The organism is Marinobacter sp. (genome assembly GCF_041690455.1).
Taxonomy (GTDB): domain Bacteria; phylum Pseudomonadota; class Gammaproteobacteria; order Pseudomonadales; family Oleiphilaceae; genus Marinobacter.
In genome coordinates, this window is the sequence record NZ_JAWLHI010000041.1 from 9,207 (window position 1) to 34,286 (window position 25,080).

Here is a 25,080-nt window from a genome sequence, read left to right on the forward strand (position 1 = left end):
GCCCCGGAACTGTTTTTACCTTTTAGAGACTCTTTGATGTATTCACTTTTGCGTTATGGGGTGGCCCTGTCAGTCGCTCTTTTATCGCTGACCGCGAATGCGGACCTGCAAGACGAGCTTGATGCCCTGGAACCGGGCGCGTCCTTTGAGCTTCCTCCCGAGCAACTTTCGCCTCTGGCTATCCGGGTGCCCGGTGTCACTGTTTCCTGTCATGCCGATACCGTTATTGACGGTGGTGGGCAGGGGAACGCCGTGGATATTGTGGCCGAGGATGTGACGTTTTCCGGTTGTACGGTACGCAACTGGGGTGAGGATCTGAACGAGTTGGACGCGGGGATTTTTGTGGCCCGGGAGGCTCGGGGGGCGGTTATCGAGAATAACCGTTTGCAGGGGCCGGCGTTCGGGGTCTGGTTGGATGCGACGCCGGATGTGACGGTGCGTGGGAATGTCATCCGTGGCGAGACGAGTCTGCGGTCGCAGGATCGGGGGAACGGGATTCATCTGTTCAATACCACCGGGGCGTTGATTGAGGGTAATGACATCCGTCAGACCCGGGATGCGATTTATATCGAGACCGCCAATAACAACACGATCCGGGGTAATGAGATGGCGGATCTGCGTTATGGCATCCATTACATGTATTCGATGAATAACCTGCTGGAGGATAACGTTACCCGCCGTACGCGGACCGGGTATGCGTTGATGCAGAGCAAGCGGCTGAAGGTGTTCAACAATCGGTCGGTGAATGATGAGAACTACGGGATTCTGATGAATTTCATTACCCAGTCGGAGCTTCGGGGCAATGTGGTGACCGGGGTTTCCGAGGGCAAGACCGGTGGGGTGGCTATTTCCGGGGCCGAGGGTAAGGCGGTGTTTATCTATAACTCGCTGTACAACACCTTCGAGGGCAATTATTTTGCCGATAGCAATATTGGCATTCACCTCACGGCCGGTTCCGAGGATAACCAGGTGTTCGGCAATGCTTTTGTGAACAACCAGCGTCAGGTGAAGTATGTCGCCACCCGGACCCAGGAGTGGTCGAAGGACGGTCAGGGCAATTTCTGGAGTGATTACCTGGGCTGGGACCGGAACCAGGACGGAGTTGGGGATGTGCCCTATGAACCGAATGACAATGTGGACCGGTTGCTGTGGAAGTATCCGGAGGCGAAGATTCTGATGTTCAGCCCGGCGGTGGATACCCTGCGCTGGGTGCAGGATGCGTTTCCGGTGGTCAAGGCCGCCGGGGTTGCCGATTCCCATCCACTGATGCGACTTCCCGCTGATCTTCAACCGGAGAGCTGATGAGCTGTTTTCGTCTTGAGAATGTGAGTTACCGGTACGACAAGAGCCTGGTACTGCATGGCATTGATCTGCGCCTGGAGCCGGGCGAGATCCTGGGTCTGTTCGGCCATAACGGCGCGGGTAAGACCACCTCGATCAAGCTGATTCTGGGGCTGATGCAACCGACCCAGGGTACGGTGTCCGTGCTTGGCGGCCAGGCCGGGGATCCGCAGGTGACCCAGTACATCGGGTACCTGCCGGAGAATGTGATGTTCTACCCGCAGCTGACCGGCCGGGAGATCCTGAGTCATTTTGCCCGGCTCAAGGGCGCCTCCTTGCGCCAGGTGCCGGCGCTGCTGGAGCAGGTGGGGCTGGGCGACGCCATGGATGCCCGCACGAAGACCTATTCCAAGGGTATGCGCCAGCGTCTCGGGTTGGCGCAGGCGCTGCTGGGTAAGCCGAAGCTGCTGATGCTGGATGAACCGACGGTGGGGCTGGATCCGGTGGCTACGGCGGATCTGTACCGGTTGCTAAGGGATCTGCGGGACGAGGGCACGGGCATTGTGCTGTGCTCCCATGTTCTGCCCGGTGTCGAGCCGTACATCGACCGTGCTGCCATTCTTACCGAAGGCTCGCTGAAGGCTGCCGGGGATCTGGCGGCGTTGAGGCGGCAGGCAAACATGCCGGTGACCCTGTCGCTGGATCCTGCCCACAGTATCTCGGCGCTGGAAAAGGTGATCGACAGCGCCGCAACCAGCAGCGGCCTGATGATCAAGACCGATAACGGGCGGCTGCGTGTGGATGTGCAACCGAGGGAGAAAATGGCCTTGCTGCAAACGGTAATGGCATCGGGTGAAGTGGCGGATGTCAGTATCCACCAGCCCAGCCTGGAGGATATCTACGTGCACTTCATCGGTTCGGGTGGCCTGGCCCATCGGGGAGGCAGCCAATGAACAGTATCTGGACCATTGCCCGCAAGGAGCTGAGTGACAGCCTGCGCAACCGTTGGTTGATGGCCATTTCCCTGGTATTTGCCACCCTGGCCCTGGGCATTGCCTGGTTCGGGGCTGCGGCTTCGGGCCAGGTCGGCTACGCGTCCACGCCGGCGACCATTGCCAGTCTGGCCAGCCTGGGGATCTTTCTGATTCCGCTGATCGCGCTGCTGCTGGCGTATGACGCCATTGTCGGGGAAGAGGAGGGCGGTACGCTGCTGTTGCTCATGACCTACCCGCTCAGCCGCAGCCAGTTGCTGCTTGGCAAGTTCCTGGGTCACGGCCTGACCCTCGCCCTGGCCACTCTGATCGGCTTCGGTGTGGCCGGAATCGCCATTGCGCTGTTGGTGGAGGATGTCGCTATCACCAACCTGGCCGTTGCCATGTTCCGCTTTATCGCCTCCACCGTGCTGCTGGGCTGGGGCTTCATCGCGCTGGCCTATGTGATCAGTGTACGCGTCAGCGAGAAACCGATTGCCGCCGGCCTGGCCCTGGCGATCTGGTTCTTCTTTGTGCTGATTTTCGATCTGATGCTGTTGGGCACCCTGGTCGCCAGTGAGGGCAAGTTCAACGCCGAGCTGCTGCCGTGGCTGCTGATGCTCAACCCGACCGATATTTATCGCCTGCTCAACATCGTTGCCTTCGGTGACACCGGACAGCTAAGCGGCGTCCTGAGCCTTGGTGCCGATCTGCCCATCGGTGCCGCCGGCCTCTGGATTGGCCTGGTGTTGTGGTTTGCCATCCCGCTGGCGGGTGCCCTGTTATTTTTCCGAAATCGTCGTATCTGAACGGAGTTGTCATTGATGAATCGAACCAAACTTAACTGGCTTCTCGCCGCCCTGGCAGCCATGACCCTCACCGCCTGTTCGGGCAATGAGGAACAGACCACGGCCAAACCTGACCCGGTGCACTTCGAAAGCGGCGACGAATGCCACGTCTGCGGCATGGTGATCACCAACTTCCCGGGCCCCAAGGGTGAAGCCATCACCGAAAAAGATCAGAACGTCCGCAAGTTCTGCTCCACCAAGGACATGTTCGCCTGGATGCTCCAGCCGGAGAATGAAAACCGCGATCACACCCTCTACGTCCACGACATGGCCCAGACCGAGTGGGAGCATCCGGACGACACTGCCCTGATCGACGCCCGCGATGCCTTTTTCGTGGTCGGATCCGATCGTACCGGTGCCATGGGACCGACCCTGGCGTCATTCGCCACCGAAGATGCCGCTCACGGCTTCATGATGGAGCACGGTGGTGAGGTTCTGAAATACAGCGAGATCACCATGGAACACCTGAACACCGGTGCGGCCATGGGTGAGATGAGTGGGATGCATGAGATGGGAGAGATGGAGGCCGAAACGGCAGAGCACTCCATGTGAACATGGGGTCAGATGAAAGCTTTCATCTGACCCCGTCCCGTCTTTACCAGGACTATTGTTCAGCGCTTGGATGAGCCGGTGAGGGCCCCCTTCCAAAAATGTGCGGAGCCATGGATGGCGGAGCCCAAGCGCCACATGGACGTGCCGCAAGGAGCGTTTTTTGGAAAGGGTGCCCTCATCGGCTCCCCCTCCAAAACAGGCAGGCTGGGCGGAAAAAACGAAAAGGTCCCTTCAGCCGCCAGTCATATTCATAAACCGAAGAATCTGCACATCCCCATTACTAGAGAAGTGGTGCCGCTCCGGCTTCAGATCCATGGCGTTGATGATGGTCTCACGCAGCTTGTCGTCGGTCACCGGGTTACCGCGCAGCACACGGCGCAGGTCCACCGAATGCTCATTGCCCAGACACAGTAACAGCCGGCCTTCGACTGTTACCCGCACCCGGTTACAGGTGGAGCAGAAATTGTGGGAATGCGGGGAGATGAATCCGACCTTGATCGGGCTGTCCGTCATCCGGTAGTAGCGGGCCGGGCCGCCGGAATCCTCGGTGGCAGGGACCAGTTCGTGGGTCTTCCGGATAATGTCCCGGACTTCCTCGCTGGTGCACAGGGCCAGGCCCCGGTCGTGCTCGGAGATTTCGCCCAGGGGCATTTCCTCGATAAAGCTGATATCCACCTGCTTCTTGCGGGCGAATTCGATCAGTTCCGGAATTTCCTCGTCATTGCGGCCCTTCATCACCACGGTGTTGAGCTTGATGCCCCGGAAACCGGCTTCGCGTGCGGCATCAATGCCGTCCAGGACCTGGCTGAGCTTGCCGGTGCGGGTGATGTTACGGAATTTCTCGGCATCGAGGGAGTCGAGGCTGATATTCAGCCGGTGCATGCCGGCCTTGCGCAGGGGCTCGGCCATGGTGGTCAGCTGGCTGCCATTGGTGGTCATGGCAAAGTCCCGCAGCCCATAGGTGCCGATTTCCTTCACCAGTTCCAGGATATCCTTGCGAACCATGGGTTCGCCGCCGGTGAGGCGGATTTTTTCAGTCCCCAGGGAAACGAAGTTGCGCGCAACGCGGGCGATTTCTTCCAGGGTCAGTACCTGCTGGCGGGGGAGGAACGTCATGTCCTCGGCCATGCAGTAGACACAGCGGAAGTCACACCGGTCAGTGACGGACAGGCGCACGTAGTTGACGGTGCGGCCAAAACGGTCTGTCAGTTTGCTCTGGGGCATCGGATTGATCCTGTTACCGCTTGTTTTTTGATCTGAGTATAGACCAAGTATTGCAGATTGGATCAACTATTCCGATACCCCTCGGGAGGTAAGCCTAGGCGGACAGCCCGTCGATGCGGGCAAAAAGCACGTTGTTTTCCGTGTCGATGTGGTCCCTGAGGTCTTGTCGGAACTGCCCGATTTCCTCATAGAGCCTGCGCCAGGTATTGCAGGCACCCTCCGGCAGTCGCAGTTGATTGGTCAGCCCCTCGAGTCGGGCGAGGGCGGCCGCATGATCGTCATGTTCGGAGCGCATGACCGAGATCGGACCGCGCGCCATGCCCGAGATGCCCCGCACGATCATCGGGAACAGGATCTGCTCTTCCTTGGCCATGTGGTTTTCCAGTTCGGTCTGCATGGCCTCAAGGTGGGCACTCAGGCCGGTCGGGCAATCGGGGTGGCCACTGTGAACTCGCTCCACCCGTTGGGCCAGACGGATCATTTCCGGTAACTGGTCCCGGTGGGTGTCGTGGTAGCGGTTCAGGATGTGCTCGATGAGTTCCTCTTCGGTGGCTTCTTCAACCCAGGTTTGAGGTGTCATGGCATTTCTCCTTTACATTTAAATGAAGTGAATCTTTTTGGGTGAAAATCAGGAACCTCTGTCTGTTTCCGGGATCTGTGTGGGATCACCATTGGGAACAAGGGTTGAAACTTCTGAAAAGAAGTCTATAGAATACATATTAAAGATGTATTCTGGAGGTTTCAAATGGAAAAGCTGCTATTCAGGGCGAACAGTGCGATGGTCTGGTCATTTCTTGGGCTGCTGCTGACGGTGCTGGTGGCTTATCCCCTGGCCCGCTATTTCCCCATGGCTATCCAGATACTGGCTCACGTTGGCACTTTGTTGTTCGCGGTAGGCATCAAGGTGGCCTACGTCGCGCGGCTGGTTTTCCTGAGCCGGTTGGGGAGACCCGTCCATTGAATGCAGGTAGAATAGATGCAGTTATGAATCATAGCGGGGGCCCGGTCATGGGCGAGCCTTCCGGGAAAACCGGATTTAGGATTCTGGCGTATATCTCTGCAGGCCTGGCGGTGGTGGGAGTGGTTCTGCCTCTGCTTCCGACGACTCCCTTTGTCCTGTTGGCTGCGTTTTTTGCCAGTAAGGGGTCACCGGCCTTTGCCCAGTGGCTGGATGCTCATCCCCGGTTCGGACCGGCTATTGATAACTGGCGCCTCCGTCGGGCGGTGCCGCTCAGTGCCAAGGTTCTGGCCTGTAGCATGATGGCGTTGAGCTGGGCCATGTTATTGCTGATGGGAGCTTCCCTGGTGGTATTGGGTATCGTGGGTGCCTGTTTGGCCGTTACGGCCTGCTATCTGCTGACGCGACCGTCCTGTTGAACGAATTCTTCAAAACTGGAGTACTGAATGCACATCACCCGTTATACGGATTATTCACTCCGCGTGCTGATTTACCTGTCGGCGCAGGGTGATCGTCTGGCAACCATCCAGGAAATTGCCGACAGCTACGACATATCCAAGAACCACCTGATGAAGGTGGTGCACCAGCTCAACAAGAAAGGCTACATCGAGACCATTCGTGGCAAGAAGGGTGGCATGCGCCTGCACATGGCGCCGGAGGACATCAATGTGGGCATCCTGGTGCGGGAGACCGAGCAGGACCTGAGCATTGTCGAGTGTTTCTCGTCGAAGAACGCCTGCAAGATCACGCCGGTGTGTGGTCTCAAGTCCATGTTCAATGAAGCGCTCAAGGCGTTTCTTGAGGTGCTGGACCAGTACACCCTGGCCGATGTGATCCAGGATCAGCACCGGCCACAGTTGCTGCGCTTGCTTCAGATCGCCTGAGGTGCGCTTTCCCCTTCCAGCCGGGTGCGGACCCGGTCTGGGAGGGAGTAGCGGAAGATCCGGTTGAGCACGGTGCCGTACTGTTTGCCGAAGCTTCCGGAATTGTACGGAATGCCGTGTTTACGACAGACCGCCTGAACCTTCCCGGAAATCTCCGGGTAGCGATGGGCAGGCAGGTCGGGGAACACATGGTGTTCGATCTGATAACTCAGGTGCCCGCTCAGGATATGCAGCCAGCGCCCGCCGGTGAAGTTTGAGGAACCGGTAAGCTGGCGCAGGTACCAGTGGCCCTTGCTTTCCCCCTCGCACTCCGCCTCGGAGAAGGTTTCCGCATCCTGGGTGAAGTGGCCGCAGAAGATCACGGTGGATGACCACAGGTTGCGGATCAGGTTGGCCCCGATGTTGCCAGCCAGCACGATCGGCGCAACGGGCAGGGTCAGCAACGGGAAGAACACATAATCCTTGAACGCCTGCCGACCGCCCTTGCGGGCAAAATCCTTCAGGAACGGCAACTTGTCCCGCCAGCGGATCTCCCGACGACGCAGTTTCTCGCTTTCCAGTTCATGCAGGCCCACGCCCCACTGGAAAAGCACGCTCAACAGGATGTAGTTGATGAACTGGAGGCTGTGCCAGGGCTTCCACTCGTCCTCGTCGCTCAGGCGCAATACCGCGTAGCCGTAATCCCGGTCCTTGCCGATGACGTTGGTGTAGGTATGGTGCTCGTAGTTGTGGGTGCGGCGCCAGGAATCGGCGGTACAGACCGTGTCCCACTCGTAGGTCTGTGAGTGCAGGTTCGGGTCATTCATCCAGTCATACTGGCCGTGCATGACGTTGTGGCCGATCTCCATGTTCTCCAGGATCTTGGCAATACCCAGTGACGCGGTTGCGGCCACGAAGACCGGCGGAATGAACCCGAAGGGCATCATCACCCGGCCGCCGATTTCCAGGGTCCGGTGCAGGCGGATGATTCGGCGGATGTACTTCGCGTCGCGCTCGCCCAGATCCGCCAGTACCTCGTCACGGATGGAGTTCAGATCCTGTTCCAGTTCCTGCAGTTGGGTTTCGTTCAGTTTTTTCATGGCAAACTCCTTGCAGCAGTTCAAAGAAGGTAAAGGCTGCGTTGATTCGGATAACAGGGATTAAACGTCGACAGAGACCGGCCCCCGGGGCACGGAAATGCAAAGCTGGACGTTTTCCTCGCTGGCCCCGGAAACCTGGCCGGTCAACCGGTTGATCACGGTGCCGCTGGTCTTGCGGCAGCTGCATTGGTGGCAGATGCCCATACGACAGCCGTATTGCGGCTTCAGGCCGGCGGCTTCGGCGATCTCCAGCAGGTTGGCATCGCCCTCGGAGCCCACCTGCACATCACTTTTTGCAAACGTCACCTGGCCGCCAAGTTCGGAGCCTTCGAGTTGCGCCGGTGCCGGTGGGGCAAAGAAGGTGCTGTGGATCCGGTCGTCGGTGACTCCCCGCTGATGCAGCAGCTCACCGGCCAGGTCCATCAGGCCTTTGGGGCCGCACAGGTACACCTCCCGGCTTTTCAGGTCGGCTATCTGATCGAGATCCTCGCCCCTGAGAAACCGGGGTTCCTCGCTTTCATTGGTGGCGATCACCTGCACCGTCAGTGTCGAATGACGGGACGCCAGCGCCCGGAGTTTCTCCCCCGCGATGACATCCCGATGGGTGCGCACGAAGTACAGCAACGTGACCGGCGCCGGGTAATCCTGTGCAGCCATGGTTTCCAGCTGACTGACTACCGGGGTGATACCGCTGCCGCCGGCAATGAACAGGATCGGTTGAGCGGGCTCGGGGATCAGGAACTCGCCGAAGGCCTCACCCAGGCCTATGATCTGGCCGGGCTCGACCTGGTCATGGAGCCAGTTGGTGACCAGTCCGCCGGGCAGGCGCTTGATGGTCAGGGTCACCAGGCCCTGAGCCTCCCAGAGCAGGGGAGAGCTGGACAGGCTGAAGGTGCGGTTGCGACGAACGCCGTCGATCTCGGTACAGATGTTCACATGCTGTCCCGCGCGGAATCCGGTCCAGCGCCGTGCCGGTCTCAGCACGAAGGTCAGGGTGTCGGCTGTTTCCTGCATTACCCGCTCGACCCGTGCCGGTGTGTACGCCTGTACCCACATGGGGTTGATGCGGGTCATTAGCGGGTCCAGCCAGGAGGCCGGGTTGTCCTGGTTCGACAGCTGGCGGCCCAGCCAGTGCATGGCGTTGCTCTGTATCACTCTCGCTAACATGTTGGTGCTCTCCATGAAATCTGCGGTACCCATCTGTCTTGGTGTGTACACTTGTTCACTAATGTGTACGACTGTACACACGGATATTTTAAGTGACAATGTGGCGTGGCGGGTTGGCTCAGAATGACAAGTCCGGGCGACTTTCTTCGGGTCAAATGTGTACACTCGTGAACACGAAGAACAGATGACGCGGCAGGACATGGCAGAACGACAACGACGAAAGCCCGGGGAAACCCGGGAAAAACTGATGGGCGCGGCGCTGGCCCTGGTGGGCAAGGGCCGGCACTTTGCCAGCCTCGGGATCCGGGAGGTGACGCGGCAGGCGGGTGTAGTGCCCACCTCATTTTACCGGCATTTCCGGAACATGGACGACCTGGGGCTGCAGTTGGTGGATGAGCTGGGGCTGGTCTTGCGCCGGATGATGCGGGAGGCCCGTGCCAATGTGCTTCAGTCGGACAAGCTGATCGAGGAATCGGTGGCTATCTTCGTGGCCCACGCCCAGACCAACCGGAACTTTTTCATGTTCATGGCCCAGGGACTGGCGGGGGAGAGCCGGGCGGTGCAGGAAGGTATCCGCAGTGAAATGCGCTTCTTTGCCAGTGAGCTGGCCAACGACCTCCGCCGGCTGCGGTTGATGGATCATCTGAGCGACGCGGATCTGGATCTGACCTGCGACCTGGTGGTGCGTACCGTTGCTTTTAGCCTGACCGACCTGCTCAGCGTTTCTCCGGATGACGACTACCAGGTCGGTCAGATCCGGAAGCGGACGAGCCGCTTCCTGCAGATGATCTTTGTCGGCGCCGGCCACTGGCAAAGTGACGGCGCCTGACGCTTTCACGCCTTACTTGCTGGCGGTCGCCGCTTTCTTCCGCCTGCCGGTAGTTTTCGGCTTCGGCGGCAGGATCAGATCTTCGATCTCTTCCAGCGCCTCACCGGTATACACCGCCAGTTTCTGCATGCTGGGCAGGGTATCCCGGCAGCCGGTATAGCCGAAGTTCAGCGATCCGGCATAGCTCAGGCAGGTAATATTCAGCGCCCCGCCATGGGCGATCAGTGACACCGGGTACATGGCCTCGAGCCTCGCGCCCTCATAGTAGAGGGTTTGCTGCGGGCCCGGCACATTGGAGATGGTGACGTTGAACACCGGCCGCATGCGCCCGCCAAGTCCGGACATTAACTGCAGGATGTATGGCGACATCAGCATCATCGTGTACTGGGTCAGGGCGCTGCGGGGCAGTTTCTGCAGGTGCTCCTTGGCACGGCGGGTCGAGGTCTTGATGTCCTGCAGCCGGGTCAGGGGATCGGGCTCGTCGGTTGCCAGGGAGGCGATCATGAAGCTGATCTGGGTGCCGGTACCCTCATCATCCGATGGCCGGATATTTACCGGGATGCCCGCGGTGAGCGGGATGTCCGGCAACTGGTCCTGTTCCACCAGGAACCGGCGCAGTGCCGTTCCGCACAGGTACAGGACGATATCGTTCAGGGAGCCGCCGGATGCGTGGGCCAGGGCCTTGAGCCGGTCCAACTGATAGTGCTGGGTCGCGAAGCGGCGTTGGGGTGTCACCCGGTGATTGAGGATCGAGACAGGACCGGTGAACGGGGCCGTGAGGCCGTCTTCGGGATGGCGTACCGAGTGTACCAGCCGGTTGCCGGCCTGCCAGAGTCTCGGTGCCATGTCCGCCTGGAGCTTCAGGGCATCCATGGCCTGGGAGACCGCGGCGGGAACGGTGGCTTCCTTGTCGGTCTTGCTGCCCCTGCGGCGCTGAGGTTTGACCGACCAGGGCGGAAGCATCTCGCGCCGGTCCGGATCGGTGGTCAGCACCCGTTGCATCAGGCGCACACCGCTGATGCCGTCGATCATCGAGTGGTGCATCTTGGTGTACAGCGCAAAGCGGTTGTTCTCCAGGCCCTCGATCACGTGGCATTCCCACAGCGGCCGTGAAAAATCCAGCGGGTTGGAATGCAGGCGGGATACCAGGATGCCCAGTTCCCGTTCGCCTCCCGGCCGCGGCAGCGCCGAGTGCCGGACGTGGTAATCCAGGTCGATCTTCTTGTCTTCCACCCAGTAGGGGGCAACCAGCCGGCCTAGAAAGCCGGACCAGGCAAGTTTGTAACCCCAGGGCGAGGCAATGTCGCCAGCTTCTTTCATGCGGGTGACCATATCCCGCAGGAAGGTCTCGGGAGCGCCCTCCGGCAGTGAAAAGATCTGCAGGGTACCCACGTGCATCGGGGTGTCCTCAGATTCCACGGCCAGCCATGAGGCATCCAGTGTTCCCAGACGTTTCATTCCTTGTCGTACTCCACCAAAGTAAGGGATTTTTAGTTGTAGGTAGAAAGTATACTGATAATGGACCGTGTTCACGATTCAGGGTGCTATAAAGTTCCCTGTTCAGAGAGATTTTTTTCATTTCGTCCGGGGAGAGTTTCATGCAGTTTCTCAATGGCATAACCCTGTTGCTGGTGTATCAGTTGGTCGGAGAGGTCACCGTGCGATTACTGGGGGTGCCCATTCCCGGACCGGTGCTGGGAATGGTGATGCTGTTCATCACCCTGTGGATTCGCGGCAGCACGCCGGAATCGGTGGAAACCGCCTCCACCGGCCTGCTCAGCCACCTGTCCCTGCTGTTTGTACCGGCGGGCGTAGGCATGATGGCGCACTTCAGCCGGATTGCCGACGAGTGGCTGCCCATTACCCTGGCGCTGTTGCTCAGTACCATCATCACCATGGTGGCCACAGCCCTGGTAATGCAGGTGACCACCCGGTGGCTGGTGAGTTCGGCCGCAAACGAGGAGCAAAACCATGAATGATCCCGGGCTGAAGGATATCTGGGTCTACCTCTCGGCCTCGCCGCTGCTGGGACTGACCATCACCCTGGTGGCCTATGGCCTGGCCTACCGGTTGTACCTGCGCACCAATTCCAATCCACTGGCCAATCCGGTGGTGACGTCCGTTGCCATGCTCATCGGCCTGCTGCTATTGACCGGCACCTCCTACAACGACTATTTCGAGGGTGGCCAGTTCGTGCACTTCCTGCTTGGTCCGGCCACGGTGGCGCTGGCGGTACCGCTGTACCAGCAGTTCTCCCGCCTGCGCCAACTGTGGATGCCGGTCACGATCTCGCTCCTGTGTGGAGTGGTGATTGCGGCTGGAAGCTCGATCTGGCTGGCGCGGATCTTTGGCGGTTCGTTCGAGATCCAGATGTCTCTGGCACCGAAATCGGCCACGGCGCCGGTGGCGATGGGCATCTCCGAGAAAATCGGCGGCCTGCCATCACTGACGGCGGTGCTGGTGGTGATCACCGGAATCACCGGTGCGGTGCTGGGTACCAAGCTGTTCGAATGGATCCGGGTGAAGGATGACACCGCCAAGGGCATCGCCATGGGCGTGGCAGCACACGGGATTGGTACTGCCCGGGCGTTCCAGGTCAGCAACCAGATGGGCGCCTTCTCGGGATTGGCCATGGCGCTGTCTGCATTTGCCACCGCCGTTCTGGTGCCCTGGCTGGTAGACTGGATGCAGGCGCTTTTTTAAGGCAAATTCCACAGTTCAGAATAACAAACGGTCCGACCTTCAAAGACACGTGACAACAAGCTGAGGTTCTATCGCACATGCAAACCAAGTTTCTTCTCGACGAAAGCCAGATGCCTAAATACTGGTACAACCTGCAGGCAGATTTCCCGAAACCGCTGCCAGCGGTCCTGCATCCGGTCACCAAACAGCCGGTAGGTCCGGCGGACCTGGAACCCCTGTTCCCCATGGAGCTGATCCAGCAGGAGGTGTCCACCGAGCGGGAAATCGAGATTCCCGAGCCGGTTCGTGACGTCTATCGGCTGTGGCGCCCGGCACCGCTGTATCGGGCCCATCGTCTGGAGAAGGCACTGGGAACCCCGGCCAAGATTTTCTACAAGTACGAAGGTGTCAGCCCGGCGGGCAGTCACAAGCCCAATACCGCCATCCCCCAGGCGTTCTACAACCAGCAGGCGGGCATCCGCACCCTGACCACCGAGACCGGGGCGGGGCAGTGGGGCACCTCGCTTTCCTTCGCCGGCTCCCTGTTCGACATCGACGTTACCGTGTTCCAGGTCCGGGTTTCCTACAACCAGAAGCCCTACCGCCGTGCGGTCATGGAAACCTATGGCGCGAAATGTGTGCCGTCTCCCTCCGAGCTGACCGAGTTCGGTCGCAAGGTGTTGGCGGAGAACCCTGACCACACCGGCAGCCTGGGTATCGCCATTTCCGAGGCGGTGGAACTGGCGGTTCAGGACCCGAACACCAAGTATGCCCTGGGCTCCGTGCTGAACCACGTCCTGCTGCACCAGAGCGTGATTGGCCTGGAATCGATGCAGCAGATGGAAATGGCCGATTGCTGGCCGGACGTGATCGTGGGTTGCACCGGCGGCGGCTCCAACTTTGCCGGCATTGCCTTCCCGTTCATGGGCCATGCCCTGCGTGGTGGCGAGAAATCTCGGATTGTAGCGGTTGAACCTTCCGCCTGTCCGACACTGACCCGGGGCAAGTACGCCTACGACTACGGCGATACCGCCCACATGACGCCGCTCACCAAGATGCACACCCTGGGCTCCGACTTCACGCCACCGGGTTTCCACGCCGGTGGCCTGCGCTATCACGGCATGGCGCCGATGGTGTCCCACGCCAAGGAGCTGGGCCTGTTTGATGCGGTGTCCTATACCCAGCGCGAATGCTTCGAGGCCGGCGTACTGTTCGCCCGCAACGAGGGCATCGTGCCGGCGCCGGAGGCCAACCACGCGGTCAAGGGTGCTATTGAGGAAGCCCTGCGTTGCAAGCGGGAAGGCAAGGACGAGGTTATCCTGTTCAATCTCTGCGGCCACGGCCACTTCGACATGGCGGCCTACACCTCCTATTTCGAAGGCCAGCTTGAGGACTACGAATACAACGAGGAAGAACTGGCGATGGCCCTGTCCGGCCTGCCTTCTATTTCGGGCTGATCACTCGTCATTGAGATTGGGTGGAGGACAATGGTAGTCCTCCACTACCATGCCTTCATCCACGCTCTCCAGGTGCACATCGAAGCCCCACAACCGATGGACGTGACGGACCACTTCCTCGGTATCTTCACCCAGAGGCACCCGGTCGACCGGGATATGCCGCAGCGTGAGGGAGCGGTCACCCCGCACATCCACATTCCAGACCTGGATATTCGGTTCCCGGTAGCTCAGGTTGTACTGGCGGGCCAGCTTCTCCCGCAATGGCCGGTAACCGGGGTCATCGTGAATGGCGGTGACCATGTAATGGTCTTCCTGATCGTCATTCTCGATGGCAAAGAGCTTCAGGTCCCGCATCACCTTGGGGGACAGGAACTGCTGGATAAAGCTCTCGTCCTTGAAGTTGCGCATGGCGAAGTGCAGCGTCTCCAGCCAGTCGGATCCGGCAATGTCCGGGAACCATTCCCGGTCCTCGTCGGTGGGCTTCTCACAGATCCGCCGGAGATCGGTGAAGATCGAGAAACCCAGGGTGTAAGGGTTGAGGCCGGAATACCAAGGGCTGTTGAACGGCGGCTGGTAGACCACCGCCGAGTGGCTCTGGAGGAACTCGAGCATGAAACCGTCGTTCACCAGACCCTTGTCGTACATGCGGTGCAGGAGAGTGTAGTGCCAGAAGGTGGCCCAGCCCTCATTCATCACCTGGGTCTGGCGCTGCGGGTAGAAGTACTGCCCGAGCTTGCGCACGATACGGATGATCTCCCGTTGCCAGGTCTCCAGCAGGGGAGCGTTCTTCTCGATGAAATACAGCAGGTTCTCCTGGGGCTCCTCCGGGAAGCGACGCTGGCGTTTTACCGGGTCTTCGTCGTCATCAAGCCTCGGAATGGTCCGCCACAGGTCATTAATCCGGCGCTGCTGGTATTCTTCCCGTTCCTTCTGACGGCGTGCCTCCTCGGAGGCGGAGATGGGCGGCGGACGCTTGTAGCGGTCCACGCCGTAATTCATCAGAGCGTGGCAGGAATCGAGAATCTCCTCCACCGCATCCACACCATGGCGTTCCTCGCACTCGGCCACGTAGTTGCGGGCGAACACCAGGTAATCGATGATCGCGCTGGCATCGGTCCAGGTGCGGAACAGGTAGTTGCCCTTGAAGAAGGAGTTGTGGCCATAACTGGCGTGGGCGATCACCAGTGCCTGCATGGGCAGGGTGTTCTCCTCCATCAGGTAGGCGATACAGGGATTGGAGTTGATCACGATCTCGTAGGCCAGCCCCATCTGCCCGCGCTGGTAGCCTTTGGCGGTATTCAGGAATTGCTTGCCGAAGGACCAGTGATGGTAGCCCACGGGCATACCCACGGAGCTGTAGGCATCCATCATCTGCTCGGCGCTGATCACCTCGATCTGGTTCGGGTAGGTATCCAGCCCGAACTCTTCGGCGCACCGGGCAATTTCGTCGTCGTACTGCTGGATCAGGTCAAAGGTCCACTCCGACCCGGTGGAAATCGGCTTCCTGGCGCCGGGCTGTTCGCTTTCCGGTGCGTTCGGACGGTCGACGATGCTACTCATGCGGCTTTCCTCTCGAACAACTGGCGGAACACCGGGTAGATCTCACCCGGGTCTGCGATCTGCTGCATGGCAAAGCTCTGGGGGAACCGTTCCATGATCTTCTCGTACTCGTACCAGAGCATCTGGTGATCCTGGGGCGTGATCTCCACATAGGCGTAATACTGCACCAGCGGCAGGACATTGTCGGCCAGCAGCTTGCCGCACACCGGGGAGTCGTCGTTCCAGTTGTCGCCATCCGATGCCTGGGCGGCATAGATGTTCCATTCCGATGGGGAATAGCGGGATTCGATGATCTTGTGCATCAGCTTGATCGCACTGGAAACAATAGTGCCCCCGGTTTCCCGGCTGTAGAAGAACTCCTCCTCGTCCACCTCCTTGGCGCTGGTGTGGTGCCGGATGAAGACCACGTCGATCTTCTTGTAGTTCTTCTTCAGGAACAGGTAAAGCAGGATGAAGAAGCGCTTGGCGATGTCCTTGTGCATCTGGGTCATGGAACCGGAGACGTCCATCAGGCAGAACATCACCGCACTGGTGGCCGGTTTGGGCTGCTTCACGTGCTGGCGATAGCGCAGATCGATCTCGTCGATGAACGGGATCCGGCGCACGTTGGCCTTGAGCCGGGTAATCTCGTCCTCCAGGACCTTGATCTGGTCATCGTGGCTGAACGCCGGATCGAGATCTTCCGGTGCGGATTTCAGGGCCTCCAGCTGCTTCTCCAGATCCTTGATCTTCTTCTTGCGGGCACCGCCGAGGCCGAGGCGCCGGGCGTGGGCGCCCCGCAGGGAGCGCACCACATCCAGCTTGGCGGGAATGCCCTGATTGGTGAAGCCGGCACGTACGTACTTGAACGCCTCGGTATCCTTGAGTTTCTTGCGGGCGAGGTTGGGGAGTTCCAGGTCATCAAACAGGAAATCCAGGAACTCCTCCTGGGTGATCTGGAAGGCGAACTCGTCCATGCCCTCGCCATCCGGACTGGCCTGGCCCTGGCCGCCGCCCTGGCCACCACCGCCCTGGGGCTTGGGGATCATGTCCCCGGCCACAAACTCCTGATTGCCGGGGTGCACCACCTCCCGCCGGCCACCCTGGCCGTGGTGGAAGATGGGCTCGTCAATATCCCGGGTCGGGATACTGACTTTCTCTCCCCGTTCAACGTCCGTGATCGAGCGCTTGTGCACCGCCTCCGCCACCGCTTTCTTGATGTGGTGGCGGTAGCGGCGCAGGAACCGCTCCCGGTTCACCGCGCTCTTGTTCTTGCCGTTCAACCGCCGGTCGACGATGTGGGTCATACCCATAGTGCTACTCCCATCAGTGACTGGTCACTGATTTCAGTGAGACTTGCGAACACGCAGGTACCATTCGGCCAACAGCCGTACCTGCTTCTCGGTGTAGCCTCGCTCGACCATACGTTCGACGAACTGCTTGTGCTTCTTCTGATCTTCCTGGCTGGCTTTCGGGTTGAAGGAGATAACCGGCAGAAGATCCTCGGTGTTGGAGAACATCTTCTTCTCGATCACGCTGCGCAGCTTCTCGTAGCTGAGCCAGGACGGGTTTCGGCCCTGATTGTTGGCCCGTGCCCGCAGTACGAAGTTGACCACCTCGTTCCGGAAATCCTTCGGGTTGCTGATACCCGCCGGTTTCTCGATCTTCTCCAGCTCGTCGTTGATGGACCCGCGGTCGAGAATCTCGCCGGTCTCCGGATCCCGGTATTCCTGGTCCTGGATACAGAATTCGGCATAGGTCAAGTAACGGTCGAAGAGGTTCTGGCCGTATTCGCTGTAGCTTTCCAGGTAGGCGGTCTGGATTTCCTTGCCGATGAACTGGACATAGTGCGGCGCCAGGTATTCCTTGATGAATCGCAGGTACTTTTCCTGGATCTCCGACTGGAACTGCTCCTGCTCGATCTGCTTCTCCAGTACATAGAGCAGGTGCACCGGGTTGGCCGCCACCTCGGTGGTGTCAAAGTTGAACACCTTGGACAGGATCTTGAAGGCGAAACGGGTGGACAGGCCATCCATGCCTTCCATCACCCCGGCCGCATCCCGGTACTCCTGGATCGACTTGGCCTTGGGATCGGTATCCTTGATGTTCTGGCCGTCATACACCCGCATCTTGGAGTAGATGCTGGAGTTCTCCGGTTCCTTGATCCGGGACAGCACCGAGAACTGCGCCAGTATGTCCAGGGTATCCGGCGCACAGGGCGCGCCGTACAGGGAGCTGTTGGTCAGCAGCTTCTTGTAGATCTCGATTTCCTCGGTTACCCGCAGGCAATAGGGCACTTTGACGATGTAGACCCGGTCCAGGAACGCCTCGTTGTGCTTGTTGTTCCGGAAGGTCTGCCACTCGGACTCGTTGGAGTGGGCAAGGATCACACCGTCAAACGGAACCGAACCCATGCCCTCGGTGGTGTTGTAGTTGCCTTCCTGGGTGGCGGTCAGCAACGGATGCAGCACCTTGATCGGCGCCTTGAACATCTCCACGAATTCCAGCAGCCCCTGGTTGGCCTTACACAGGCCGCCACTGAAGCTGTAGGCATCGGGATCATCCTGGGAGAAGTCTTCCAGCATCCGGATATTGACCTTGCCCACGAGGGCGGAAATATCCTGGTTGTTGTCGTCGCCTGGTTCGGTCTTGGCAACACCCACCTGGTCGAGTATCGACGGGTATTTCTTCACTACCCGGAACTGGCTGACATCACCGCCAAACTCGTGCAGGCGCTTCACGGCCCAGGGTGACATGATGGAATTGAGGTAACGGCGCGGAATGCCGTACTCCTCTTCCAGGATCTCGGCATCCTCGGCGGGATCGAACAGGCCCAGTGGCGATTCGTTCACCGGTGAACCCTTGATGGCGTAGAAAGGCACTTTCTGCATCAGGGACTTGAGCTTTTCGGCCAGGGAGGACTTACCGCCCCCCACCGGACCCAGCAGGTAAAGGATCTGCTTCTTCTCTTCCAGACCCTGGGCGGCATGGCGGAAGAAGGAAACGATGTTTTCCACGGCGTCTTCCATGCCGTAGAACTCGGAAAATTCCGGGTAACGCTTGATCACCTTGTTGGAAAAGATGCGCGACAGTCTTGGGTCGCGAGAGGTATCTACCAACTCCGGCTCGCCGATCGCAATCAACATTCTCTCAGCGGCCGTGGCGTAGGCCGTTGGGTCCTTTTTGCAGATCTCCAGGTATTCCTCAAGAGTATATTCTTCCTCTTGGGTAGCTTCATACCGGTCTTTGAAATGCTGCAGTATGCTCATAGATGGCCCCTCGCTCGCTGTTATTCAGCTTTTCAGTTCACGCAATTTCCCCGTTGCTGTTGGCTCCGCCTGTGCCGGCGGTGTTTATCTGGTTATGGGTAAAAGGAATGGATACTTACAAGCCGCGCTGCAACTTTCTCTTCGCGGCTTGCTTAATCTGAGCTTAGTTCAGGTTCGGGGAGTTGGACAGTGGGCGAGTGGTTAAGGTTCATTAAATTGTGTTAGAGGGGTGTGGCGTTTTTGTAGCCTGCTTTGGTTTGGAGGCTGGAGCGCACCGGGGGTTCTTTTTCGGGGCGAATTGGCAACTCGCTGCGCTCAGACATCAAATTCACCCCGAAAAAGAACCCCCGATACACTCCGATCAGACTTGATAGGTTCATCAGTACGGGAAAACACCCCCACTCGTCACCCGCCAAGACTCCCAACCCAGCAGGCTGGGAGACAAAGAACTCAAAGCTTGGTCAACCGAAACACACTCTCCGAAGCCCCCTCAAGCCCCCGCCGCTTGGCGAAGGGATGATCCTTGGCAAGGGTGTTGGTCAGTACATGCTCAATCTCATAGTCCTGCCCGTAAAGTTCCTGGACTTCGTCGTTGGAGACGTTGAACGGCGGGCCTTTGATTTCGGTCTCGTAGTCCAGGGTGATCAGCAGGATCCGGGTGCCGTCGGGGATGATGGCGGTCAGGTGTTCGACATACTGGCGGCGCATGGAGGGGGGCAGGGCGATCAGGGCGGCGCGGTCGTAGACCAGGCGGATGTGTTTGAGATCGTCCGGGACCAGTTGGTAGAAATCGCCGCACCAGAGCTCCAGGTCGTCGTGCTTGAAGGTGGTGAAGGGCTCGCCGGGATGTACTTTGGCTTTCTCGCCGGCTTCCTCGAAGAAATTCTTGCAGGCGATTTCGCTCAGTTCCACACCCAGGACCGGGTGCCCGCGGTCGTGCAGCCACCACATGTCGTGGGCCTTGCCGCACAGGGGGACGAAGACCGCATCGGTACTCTCCCCGGCCAGTTCCGGCCAGTGGTCGTGCAGGTATTGGTTAACGGTGCCCTCGTGGAAGCCGATTTCTTTTTTTGCCCAGCGTTCGTGCCAGAATTCGTGTTCCATGGTTCTTTCCCTTCACCGGTATTTGGACGTTTTCTTCAGTCTACCTTAATCTGTGGCGATCTTGAGATGGGAGAAAAGCATGAAAGCCGTATTCCTGGACGCCAATACCCTTGGCGATGATGTCGACCTGTCACCGATCGAGACCGTCACCGGCGGCCTGACCAAGCACGATCGAACCACGCCGGAGCAGGTGCTGGAGCGGATTCGGGTTTTTGATACCGTGCTGGTGAATAAGGTGGTACTCAGGCGCGAACATTTCGAGGCCTGCCCGGAACTGAAGACGATTGCGGTGGTGGCCACCGGCCTGAACAACATTGATCAGGAAGCCGCCCGGGATCATGGCATCAAGGTGATGAACGTGACCAACTACGGTCGCTCCACTGTGGCCCAGCACACCCTGGCTCTGATGCTGGCCCTGGCCACCCGGCTGCTGGACTATGACCGTGATGTGCGGGCCGGGCGTTGGGGGAAGAGCGACATGTTCTGTTTGATGGACCATCCGATCCTCGAACTGGAAGGTCGCACCCTGGGTGTGATCGGTTACGGCGATCTGGGCCAGGGCGTGGTCGAGCGCGCCAAGGCTTTCGGGATGAAAATCCTGCTGGGCGCAAGGCCTGGGCAGGAGCCGGGTGAGGTGGATGGCTACCCGCGAGTCCCGCTGGATGAGTTGCTGCCCCAGGTGGATGTCCTGTCACTGCACTGCCTGCTGACGGACGAAACCCGCAACCTGATCGGCAAGCGGGAGCTGGAGATGATGAAAAAGGACGCACTGCTGATCAACACCAGCCGTGGTGGCCTGGTGGACGAGCAGGCGCTGGCGGATGCTTTGAGAACCGGTGTGATTGGTGGTGCGGGCTTTGATGTGCTGACCGAAGAACCGCCGCGCAATGGTAACCCGTTGCTGGCGGACGACATTCCGAACCTGATAGTCACCCCGCACTCGGCCTGGGCCAGCCGGGAAGCGAGGCAACGGATTGTGAATATTACCGCTAATAACCTCGCCTCCGTTGAATGAGACCTGGGACCGGGTCAGGCGCCCGGTCCGGTTTCAGTACCGCCAGCCGATGCTGGCGGACACTCCCACCTGGTACATGCTCAGCTCAATGGTCTGCTGCGGGTTGAGCGGGTTGTCGCCTTTCACGCTGTTACGCGGTGAGTAGAGCACCGAACCGGAGAGCTCCAGGGAATCGCTGAACTGGCGGGTGAAGCCGCCGGTAAAGTGCCATTCCTGCACGCCGGGGGCCAGGATGTTGAACAGCACTTCCTCTTCCTGCACCGGCTGCTCGCCGTAGCTGATGCCGGCACGCCAGGTTTGCTGGTCGGTCTGCTGCCACTGCCAGCCCAGTTTGACGATGGTCATGTCGTCCCAGCCGAAGCCGGCACCATCGTCATCACCCAGTTCGGCGGTCATCAGGTTGGGCAGCATCGGGTTGCCCACGCTGTTGATGTCGCTGTAACGGATGTGCTGAACGTCGAGCAGGATCCAGTGGCTGTCGATGCCGGACCAGGCGATGCCTGCATTGAGCATTTGCGGGATGTCGAAGTCGCCCTGTTCGGCGAACAGGCCCTGGTATTCGTCGAATTCTTCCATTTCCAGAATGGTGCGGAAGCTCAGGCCGCCGCGCAGGGTGTCGGTGATCTCGCCCTGCCAGCCAATCTGGATGCCGTAACCCCAGGCATCGTCGGTGCCGTTGTTGGTCAGTGCCGAGGGGTCCGAGGAGAAACCGGCAAAAGCACCCAGGCCTTTGGCCTCGAAACGTTGGTAGGCAATCATCGGAGAGATACCGATGGCCTGGTTGTCGGCAAATTTCCAGGACCAGGTGGGGGCAATGTACAGCTGCTCCAGGTTGACGCCAGTCCGGCCGCCATAGAACGGTCCGCCATTATCGCCGGGATAGCTGGTATTCATGCCGCCGTTGGCAAACACGGACACACCCAGGGCGTGGCGGTCGTTGATCCGGTGGTTGGCGCCAAAGTGGGGGATCAGGAAGGCGTCCCGGCTGCTCTGGTAGCTGCCTGGCTGCAGGGAGAAGGCGGGTGGTGGGGCCATCGGGCCTTCAACTTCGTACTTGCGCCGGGGCGAGAACAGTTCCAACCCGCCATCCACCCGATTACCGACAAAAGCCAGGCCGGCCGGGTTGGTGGCAGCGGCGATGCTGTCCTGCGCCAATGCCGCCCCGGCGCCCGCCATGCCGGAACTGATGGTGCCATAACCGTGGCTGAAGTAACCGTTGGTGGCAGATGCAACCGACGGCAGGAAGGCGGTGGCGGCTGCAATGCCCAGAGCAGTCTTGAGGCGCATAATGAAAACCCGTTCATTGACAAATATCGAATATGGCGCCCGTTTATACAGAAGGTTGGTTATAAGATGAAGGATTAAAAGCTAATATGGTTATATTGTCCGGTTAGGCCTCGCAAACCGCCGGTTATCGGCCATACTTTGGGGCACCGGCTTATATCCCTGATAAACTGGCTAAAATTTCGTGTAACAGGACGTCACGTGGCTTCATTCCAACTCAAAGAACGGCTGCAGGCCGCTGAAGACTGGATTCTCGCAAACCCCAACCCGCCCCAGAAGTGGCCCTGGACCTGGCTCTATAAGGTCGGACGGTCAGCCTACGCCCTGGTGCGGGACGTGCTGAGCGGGCAGCTCACCCTGCACGCCATGAGCCTGGTCTACACCACGCTGCTCAGTATCGTGCCGTTGCTTGCCCTGAGCTTTTCGGTGCTCAAGGCTATGGGTGTGCACGAGCGGATGGAGCCGTTTCTGTTCCAGTTTTTTGAGCCGATGGGACCGCAAGGGATTGAATTGGCCGAGCGGATTCTTGGCTTTGTGGATAACATGAAAGTGGGGGTGCTCGGGTCGGTTGGTCTTGCCCTGCTGGTCTACACGGTGATTTCGCTGATCCAGAAAATCGAGCGCTCCTTCAACATGATCTGGCGGGTGCCGGATATGCGCTCACTTGCCCAGCGATTCAGCAACTACCTGAGTGTGATCATGGTGGGGCCGCTGCTGATGGTGTCCGCGATCGGCGTCACGGCCACCATCTTCTCGTCCGAAATTGTCCAGACTCTGGTAGAGATCGAGCCTTTCGGGTCCCTGATCCTCGCTGTCAGTCGTTTCACCCCGTTCTTCCTGGTGGTGGCCGCGTTTACCTTTGTCTACGTTTTTATCCCCAACACCCGGGTCAAGCTGCGCTATGCCTTTTCTGCCGGTGTCGTGGCCGGGGTGTCCTGGCAGGCCGCGGGCATGCTGTTCGCCTCTTTTGCGGCCGGTTCGGCGAAGTACGCGGCCATCTATTCCAGTTTTGCCATCGGCATCATCCTGCTGATCTGGATTTACCTGAACTGGATGATCCTGTTGCTCGGTGCGAGCCTGGCGTTCTATCTCCAGAATCCGGGCTCTGTGGCCAAGCGCAGCCAGGTCCAGCTGGCGCCGGAACTCCAGGAAAGGGTGGGGCTGGCAGTCATGTGGATGGTGGCCAAGCCGTTCAGTGAAGGCGAAGTTGCCCCCCAGCAGGAGGCACTGGAACACAGGCTCCGGGTGCCGGGGGAGGTGACAAGGATGGTCAGCGACAAGTTGATCCGGGCTGGCTTGCTGTCCCTGGCGGGCCGGCAGGGGGATCAGCTGGTACCCGGGCGGGCTCTCGATCTGATCACTGTCCGTCATATCCTGGATGTCGTTCGCAAGGATGAAGATCGGGTTGTGGACCGGCTGCCGTCGGTTCTGCCACCGGCCCTCATGGATGGCACGCGGGATCAGGAGTCTGAAACCCTGGCTTCGCTACTGCGCCAATCGAAGGCCTGAGAAGTCGCTCAGGCCTGACCGTCGGTGGATCCTTCTATATAAGCAGGGTTTCCCCGAACACAAAGACCAGCTGGCAGACACCGGCGGCAAAACCCAGGAAGGCGCCCACCAGGATCAGCTTGATCTCGTCTTCCTGGAAGCAGGGCCGCAGCAGGTCCTGGAACTCTTCCGATGACAGGGCGATCATCCGTTCCACCATGATGGATTCCACCGCCCGGGCCCGGTCCTTCTCGAACACCGGGTTGTTGAAGGAGGTCTGGGATATTTCGATGGCCTTCTCGCCCACCTGGGTCTTCAGCGTGGCAAAGCCGGTGGGACCGAAGGCCATCTGGGTGAGCGCCTTGCCCATACCGGCGGTTTCATCAACCAGCGGTTTGATGTGCTTTTTCACCATGTTGCGGGCCCTGTCCCCCTTGGGCCCTTCCAGGATCGCGCGGATGATGTTGCCCACGGTGAGGATTTCGTGGGTGACAATGTGGCAGAAGGACTCCGCCACTTCCGGCTGGCGCTTCAGGAACAGGCCCTGGATGCGGAGCGGTCCCACTTTTTTCTCCCGTAGTGGCCGGAAGATGACGTTCAGGGCGATCCAGTTGGTGGCCCAGCCGACCAGGAGCCCGAAGAAGGGCAGTACCCACCACGCAGGGTAAACGTACCAGACGGCCATCTGGATCAGGCCGAACAGGAAGCCGAAGTACAGGCCGGAATTGATGATGAAGCGGAATTCCACTTCGCCGCACTCAAGGAAGATGCGGTTCAGCAGTTGTTTATCCTTGGCCAGGCGCTCGATGACCATGCCTTTGATGTCCAGCAGGTCTTCGATGTTGTCGGAGATGTCCTCGACCAGGTTGTCCACCAGTTGCGGGGTGGATTTGCGCACCCGGTCATAGACCATCTTGCGGGCTGAGGCGGGCAGGTTTTCCCAGAAGGTGGGGTATTCCCGGAGCATCATTTCGTCGACGTATTCTTCAATGCGGGGGTCGACGGAGTGGACGATGTGGGCGGCCAGGACCTTGGGGTCGATCTGCTGGAAGATTTCCTGGACGGTGCCGATCTTGGAGATGGTGGCGTCGACGCTGATGGCGGCCATTTTGCGGGCTTTGGAGGGGATGATTCCCTGCCACCCGAGCAGGGGTGGTTTGCCGATGAATTCCAGGGGGTAGAAGGTCATCTTTATGGCAAGCCAGTTGGTGGTCCAGCCGATCAGGGCTGCGATCACTGGGATGCTCAGGTATTGCCAGAATTCTTGGGTCGTCAGCAGGCTTGTCATCCGGTACTCGCACTCTTTATTTGTTTTGCGGCTTGGGAGCATGTGGTCGGTCGGGCAGGGGGCTCTGAAACACGCTCCTTGCGGCACGTCCCTGTGACGCTTGGGCTCCGCCATCCATGGCTCCGCACAGTTTCAGAAACCTGTCCCCACCGGATCCTGCA

General features: G+C 59.4%; 24 protein-coding genes. 13 read left to right on the top strand and 11 right to left on the bottom strand.

What is annotated here, in order from left to right; genetic code table 11:
• Positions 1–36 precede the first annotated feature (36 nt).
• The 4 genes from ACESMW_RS11500 to ACESMW_RS11515 are packed head-to-tail and all read left to right on the top strand — an operon-like array spanning position 37 to position 3,652.
• A complete protein-coding gene (locus tag ACESMW_RS11500) occupies positions 37–1,302 on the top strand; it encodes a nitrous oxide reductase family maturation protein NosD (protein WP_372987177.1) in 1,266 nt (421 codons plus the stop codon).
• Entirely contained in the window at positions 1,302–2,234 is a 933-nt protein-coding gene (locus tag ACESMW_RS11505) for an ATP-binding cassette domain-containing protein (RefSeq protein WP_092001935.1), read from the top strand. The genes ACESMW_RS11500 and ACESMW_RS11505 overlap by 1 nt, the downstream gene beginning before the upstream one ends.
• Positions 2,231–3,061 (top strand): ABC transporter permease, encoded by an 831-nt coding sequence (locus ACESMW_RS11510; protein ID WP_372987178.1) that lies wholly within the window; start codon positions 2,231–2,233, stop codon positions 3,059–3,061. Before ACESMW_RS11505 ends, ACESMW_RS11510 begins: the two co-directional genes overlap by 4 nt.
• Positions 3,062–3,076: 15 nt before the next feature.
• Positions 3,077–3,652: a nitrous oxide reductase accessory protein NosL gene (locus ACESMW_RS11515; protein WP_372987179.1), complete on the top strand. Its 576-nt coding sequence runs from the start codon at positions 3,077–3,079 to the stop codon at positions 3,650–3,652.
• 231 nt (positions 3,653–3,883) lie between these two features.
• Here ACESMW_RS11515 and moaA read toward each other — a convergent pair whose 3' ends face one another.
• Together moaA and ACESMW_RS11525 are read right to left on the bottom strand one after the other, a co-directional pair.
• Positions 3,884–4,876 (bottom strand): GTP 3',8-cyclase MoaA, encoded by a 993-nt coding sequence (gene moaA, locus ACESMW_RS11520; protein ID WP_372987180.1) that lies wholly within the window; start codon positions 4,874–4,876, stop codon positions 3,884–3,886.
• Between the two features lie 94 nt (positions 4,877–4,970).
• A complete protein-coding gene (locus ACESMW_RS11525; protein ID WP_372987181.1) occupies positions 4,971–5,456 on the bottom strand; it encodes a hemerythrin domain-containing protein in 486 nt (161 codons plus the stop codon).
• 165 nt (positions 5,457–5,621) lie between these two features.
• Between ACESMW_RS11525 and ACESMW_RS11530 the strand changes: the two genes are divergently transcribed.
• The 3 genes from ACESMW_RS11530 to ACESMW_RS11540 are packed head-to-tail and all read left to right on the top strand — an operon-like array spanning position 5,622 to position 6,718.
• Positions 5,622–5,837, top strand: coding sequence for a hypothetical protein (locus ACESMW_RS11530; RefSeq protein WP_372987182.1), 216 nt, complete (start codon positions 5,622–5,624; stop codon positions 5,835–5,837).
• 23 nt (positions 5,838–5,860) lie between these two features.
• Positions 5,861–6,253 (top strand): YbaN family protein, encoded by a 393-nt coding sequence (locus tag ACESMW_RS11535; RefSeq protein WP_372987183.1) that lies wholly within the window; start codon positions 5,861–5,863, stop codon positions 6,251–6,253.
• A 27-nt stretch (positions 6,254–6,280) separates the two neighbouring features.
• Complete coding sequence (locus tag ACESMW_RS11540; protein ID WP_092001912.1) at positions 6,281–6,718, top strand: RrF2 family transcriptional regulator; 438 nt, start codon at positions 6,281–6,283, stop codon at positions 6,716–6,718.
• Here ACESMW_RS11540 and ACESMW_RS11545 read toward each other — a convergent pair.
• The gene (locus tag ACESMW_RS11545; protein WP_372987184.1) at positions 6,706–7,797 is read right to left on the bottom strand and encodes a fatty acid desaturase family protein; all 1,092 of its coding nucleotides are present in this window, start codon (positions 7,795–7,797) and stop codon (positions 6,706–6,708) included. The genes ACESMW_RS11540 and ACESMW_RS11545 overlap by 13 nt on opposite strands.
• 60 nt (positions 7,798–7,857) lie before the next feature.
• The gene (locus ACESMW_RS11550) at positions 7,858–8,964 is read right to left on the bottom strand and encodes a ferredoxin reductase (protein ID WP_372987185.1); all 1,107 of its coding nucleotides are present in this window, start codon (positions 8,962–8,964) and stop codon (positions 7,858–7,860) included.
• A gap of 199 nt (positions 8,965–9,163) precedes the next feature.
• Here ACESMW_RS11550 and ACESMW_RS11555 point away from each other — a divergent pair, with 199 nt between their 5' ends.
• Entirely contained in the window at positions 9,164–9,793 is a 630-nt protein-coding gene (locus tag ACESMW_RS11555) for a TetR family transcriptional regulator (RefSeq protein WP_113863289.1), read from the top strand.
• Positions 9,794–9,805: 12 nt separating this feature from the next.
• Here the strand turns inward: ACESMW_RS11555 and ACESMW_RS11560 are convergent, their stop codons facing one another.
• The gene (locus ACESMW_RS11560; protein WP_372987186.1) at positions 9,806–11,251 is read right to left on the bottom strand and encodes a WS/DGAT/MGAT family O-acyltransferase; all 1,446 of its coding nucleotides are present in this window, start codon (positions 11,249–11,251) and stop codon (positions 9,806–9,808) included.
• A 140-nt stretch (positions 11,252–11,391) separates the two neighbouring features.
• Here ACESMW_RS11560 and ACESMW_RS11565 point away from each other — a divergent pair, with 140 nt between their 5' ends.
• The 3 genes from ACESMW_RS11565 (at position 11,392) to ACESMW_RS11575 (ending at position 13,932) form a co-directional block, all read left to right on the top strand.
• Entirely contained in the window at positions 11,392–11,772 is a 381-nt protein-coding gene (locus ACESMW_RS11565; RefSeq protein WP_372987187.1) for a CidA/LrgA family protein, read from the top strand.
• Positions 11,765–12,496: an LrgB family protein gene (locus ACESMW_RS11570; RefSeq protein ID WP_372987188.1), complete on the top strand. Its 732-nt coding sequence runs from the start codon at positions 11,765–11,767 to the stop codon at positions 12,494–12,496. The genes ACESMW_RS11565 and ACESMW_RS11570 overlap by 8 nt, the downstream gene beginning before the upstream one ends.
• Before the next feature lie 77 nt (positions 12,497–12,573).
• On the top strand, positions 12,574–13,932 hold the full coding sequence (locus tag ACESMW_RS11575; RefSeq protein WP_372987189.1) for a TrpB-like pyridoxal phosphate-dependent enzyme: 1,359 nt from the start codon (positions 12,574–12,576) through the stop codon (positions 13,930–13,932).
• On the opposite strand, the gene ACESMW_RS11580 is transcribed toward ACESMW_RS11575, so the two are convergent.
• The 4 genes from ACESMW_RS11580 to tmpT form a co-directional block, all read right to left on the bottom strand.
• Positions 13,933–15,492 carry a SpoVR family protein gene (locus ACESMW_RS11580; protein WP_372987190.1) on the bottom strand — a complete coding sequence of 520 codons (1,560 nt, stop codon included), beginning with the start codon at positions 15,490–15,492 and terminating at the stop codon, positions 13,933–13,935.
• Positions 15,489–16,778, bottom strand: a complete 1,290-nt coding sequence (locus ACESMW_RS11585; RefSeq protein ID WP_372987198.1) for a YeaH/YhbH family protein — start codon at positions 16,776–16,778, stop codon at positions 15,489–15,491. The genes ACESMW_RS11580 and ACESMW_RS11585 overlap by 4 nt, the downstream gene beginning before the upstream one ends.
• 39 nt (positions 16,779–16,817) lie before the next feature.
• Positions 16,818–18,740 carry a PrkA family serine protein kinase gene (locus ACESMW_RS11590; RefSeq protein WP_372987191.1) on the bottom strand — a complete coding sequence of 641 codons (1,923 nt, stop codon included), beginning with the start codon at positions 18,738–18,740 and terminating at the stop codon, positions 16,818–16,820.
• Between the two features lie 450 nt (positions 18,741–19,190).
• A complete protein-coding gene (gene tmpT / locus ACESMW_RS11595; RefSeq protein ID WP_372987192.1) occupies positions 19,191–19,844 on the bottom strand; it encodes a thiopurine S-methyltransferase in 654 nt (217 codons plus the stop codon).
• A gap of 79 nt (positions 19,845–19,923) precedes the next feature.
• Between tmpT and ACESMW_RS11600 the strand changes: the two genes are divergently transcribed.
• Positions 19,924–20,859 (top strand): D-2-hydroxyacid dehydrogenase, encoded by a 936-nt coding sequence (locus ACESMW_RS11600; protein WP_372987193.1) that lies wholly within the window; start codon positions 19,924–19,926, stop codon positions 20,857–20,859.
• A gap of 33 nt (positions 20,860–20,892) precedes the next feature.
• Here ACESMW_RS11600 and ACESMW_RS11605 read toward each other — a convergent pair whose 3' ends face one another.
• A complete protein-coding gene (locus ACESMW_RS11605) occupies positions 20,893–22,146 on the bottom strand; it encodes an OmpP1/FadL family transporter (RefSeq protein WP_372987194.1) in 1,254 nt (417 codons plus the stop codon).
• A 198-nt stretch (positions 22,147–22,344) separates the two neighbouring features.
• On the opposite strand from ACESMW_RS11605, the gene ACESMW_RS11610 reads away from it, so the two are divergent.
• Complete coding sequence (locus ACESMW_RS11610) at positions 22,345–23,652, top strand: YihY/virulence factor BrkB family protein (RefSeq protein WP_372987195.1); 1,308 nt, start codon at positions 22,345–22,347, stop codon at positions 23,650–23,652.
• A gap of 34 nt (positions 23,653–23,686) precedes the next feature.
• Here ACESMW_RS11610 and ACESMW_RS11615 read toward each other — a convergent pair whose 3' ends face one another.
• Positions 23,687–24,919, bottom strand: a complete 1,233-nt coding sequence (locus ACESMW_RS11615) for a DUF445 domain-containing protein (RefSeq protein WP_372987196.1) — start codon at positions 24,917–24,919, stop codon at positions 23,687–23,689.
• Between the last annotated feature and the right edge of the window lie 161 nt (positions 24,920–25,080).

Bases quoted from the DNA above. Each gene is read 5' to 3' on its own strand.
- ACESMW_RS11500 (WP_372987177.1), top strand. From the start codon at position 37: ATGTATTCACTTTTGCGTTATGGGGTGGCCCTGTCAGTCGCTCTTTTA.
- ACESMW_RS11505 (WP_092001935.1), top strand. From the start codon at position 1,302: ATGAGCTGTTTTCGTCTTGAGAATGTGAGTTACCGGTACGACAAGAGC.
- ACESMW_RS11510 (WP_372987178.1), top strand. From the start codon at position 2,231: ATGAACAGTATCTGGACCATTGCCCGCAAGGAGCTGAGTGACAGCCTG.
- ACESMW_RS11515 (WP_372987179.1), top strand. From the start codon at position 3,077: ATGAATCGAACCAAACTTAACTGGCTTCTCGCCGCCCTGGCAGCCATG.
- moaA (WP_372987180.1), bottom strand. From the start codon at position 4,876: ATGCCCCAGAGCAAACTGACAGACCGTTTTGGCCGCACCGTCAACTAC.
- ACESMW_RS11525 (WP_372987181.1), bottom strand. From the start codon at position 5,456: ATGACACCTCAAACCTGGGTTGAAGAAGCCACCGAAGAGGAACTCATC.
- ACESMW_RS11530 (WP_372987182.1), top strand. From the start codon at position 5,622: ATGGAAAAGCTGCTATTCAGGGCGAACAGTGCGATGGTCTGGTCATTT.
- ACESMW_RS11535 (WP_372987183.1), top strand. From the start codon at position 5,861: ATGAATCATAGCGGGGGCCCGGTCATGGGCGAGCCTTCCGGGAAAACC.
- ACESMW_RS11540 (WP_092001912.1), top strand. From the start codon at position 6,281: ATGCACATCACCCGTTATACGGATTATTCACTCCGCGTGCTGATTTAC.
- ACESMW_RS11545 (WP_372987184.1), bottom strand. From the start codon at position 7,797: ATGAAAAAACTGAACGAAACCCAACTGCAGGAACTGGAACAGGATCTG.
- ACESMW_RS11550 (WP_372987185.1), bottom strand. From the start codon at position 8,964: ATGTTAGCGAGAGTGATACAGAGCAACGCCATGCACTGGCTGGGCCGC.
- ACESMW_RS11555 (WP_113863289.1), top strand. From the start codon at position 9,164: ATGGCAGAACGACAACGACGAAAGCCCGGGGAAACCCGGGAAAAACTG.
- ACESMW_RS11560 (WP_372987186.1), bottom strand. From the start codon at position 11,251: ATGAAACGTCTGGGAACACTGGATGCCTCATGGCTGGCCGTGGAATCT.
- ACESMW_RS11565 (WP_372987187.1), top strand. From the start codon at position 11,392: ATGCAGTTTCTCAATGGCATAACCCTGTTGCTGGTGTATCAGTTGGTC.
- ACESMW_RS11570 (WP_372987188.1), top strand. From the start codon at position 11,765: ATGAATGATCCCGGGCTGAAGGATATCTGGGTCTACCTCTCGGCCTCG.
- ACESMW_RS11575 (WP_372987189.1), top strand. From the start codon at position 12,574: ATGCAAACCAAGTTTCTTCTCGACGAAAGCCAGATGCCTAAATACTGG.
- ACESMW_RS11580 (WP_372987190.1), bottom strand. From the start codon at position 15,492: ATGAGTAGCATCGTCGACCGTCCGAACGCACCGGAAAGCGAACAGCCC.
- ACESMW_RS11585 (WP_372987198.1), bottom strand. From the start codon at position 16,778: ATGACCCACATCGTCGACCGGCGGTTGAACGGCAAGAACAAGAGCGCG.
- ACESMW_RS11590 (WP_372987191.1), bottom strand. From the start codon at position 18,740: ATGAGCATACTGCAGCATTTCAAAGACCGGTATGAAGCTACCCAAGAG.
- tmpT (WP_372987192.1), bottom strand. From the start codon at position 19,844: ATGGAACACGAATTCTGGCACGAACGCTGGGCAAAAAAAGAAATCGGC.
- ACESMW_RS11600 (WP_372987193.1), top strand. From the start codon at position 19,924: ATGAAAGCCGTATTCCTGGACGCCAATACCCTTGGCGATGATGTCGAC.
- ACESMW_RS11605 (WP_372987194.1), bottom strand. From the start codon at position 22,146: ATGCGCCTCAAGACTGCTCTGGGCATTGCAGCCGCCACCGCCTTCCTG.
- ACESMW_RS11615 (WP_372987196.1), bottom strand. From the start codon at position 24,919: ATGACAAGCCTGCTGACGACCCAAGAATTCTGGCAATACCTGAGCATC.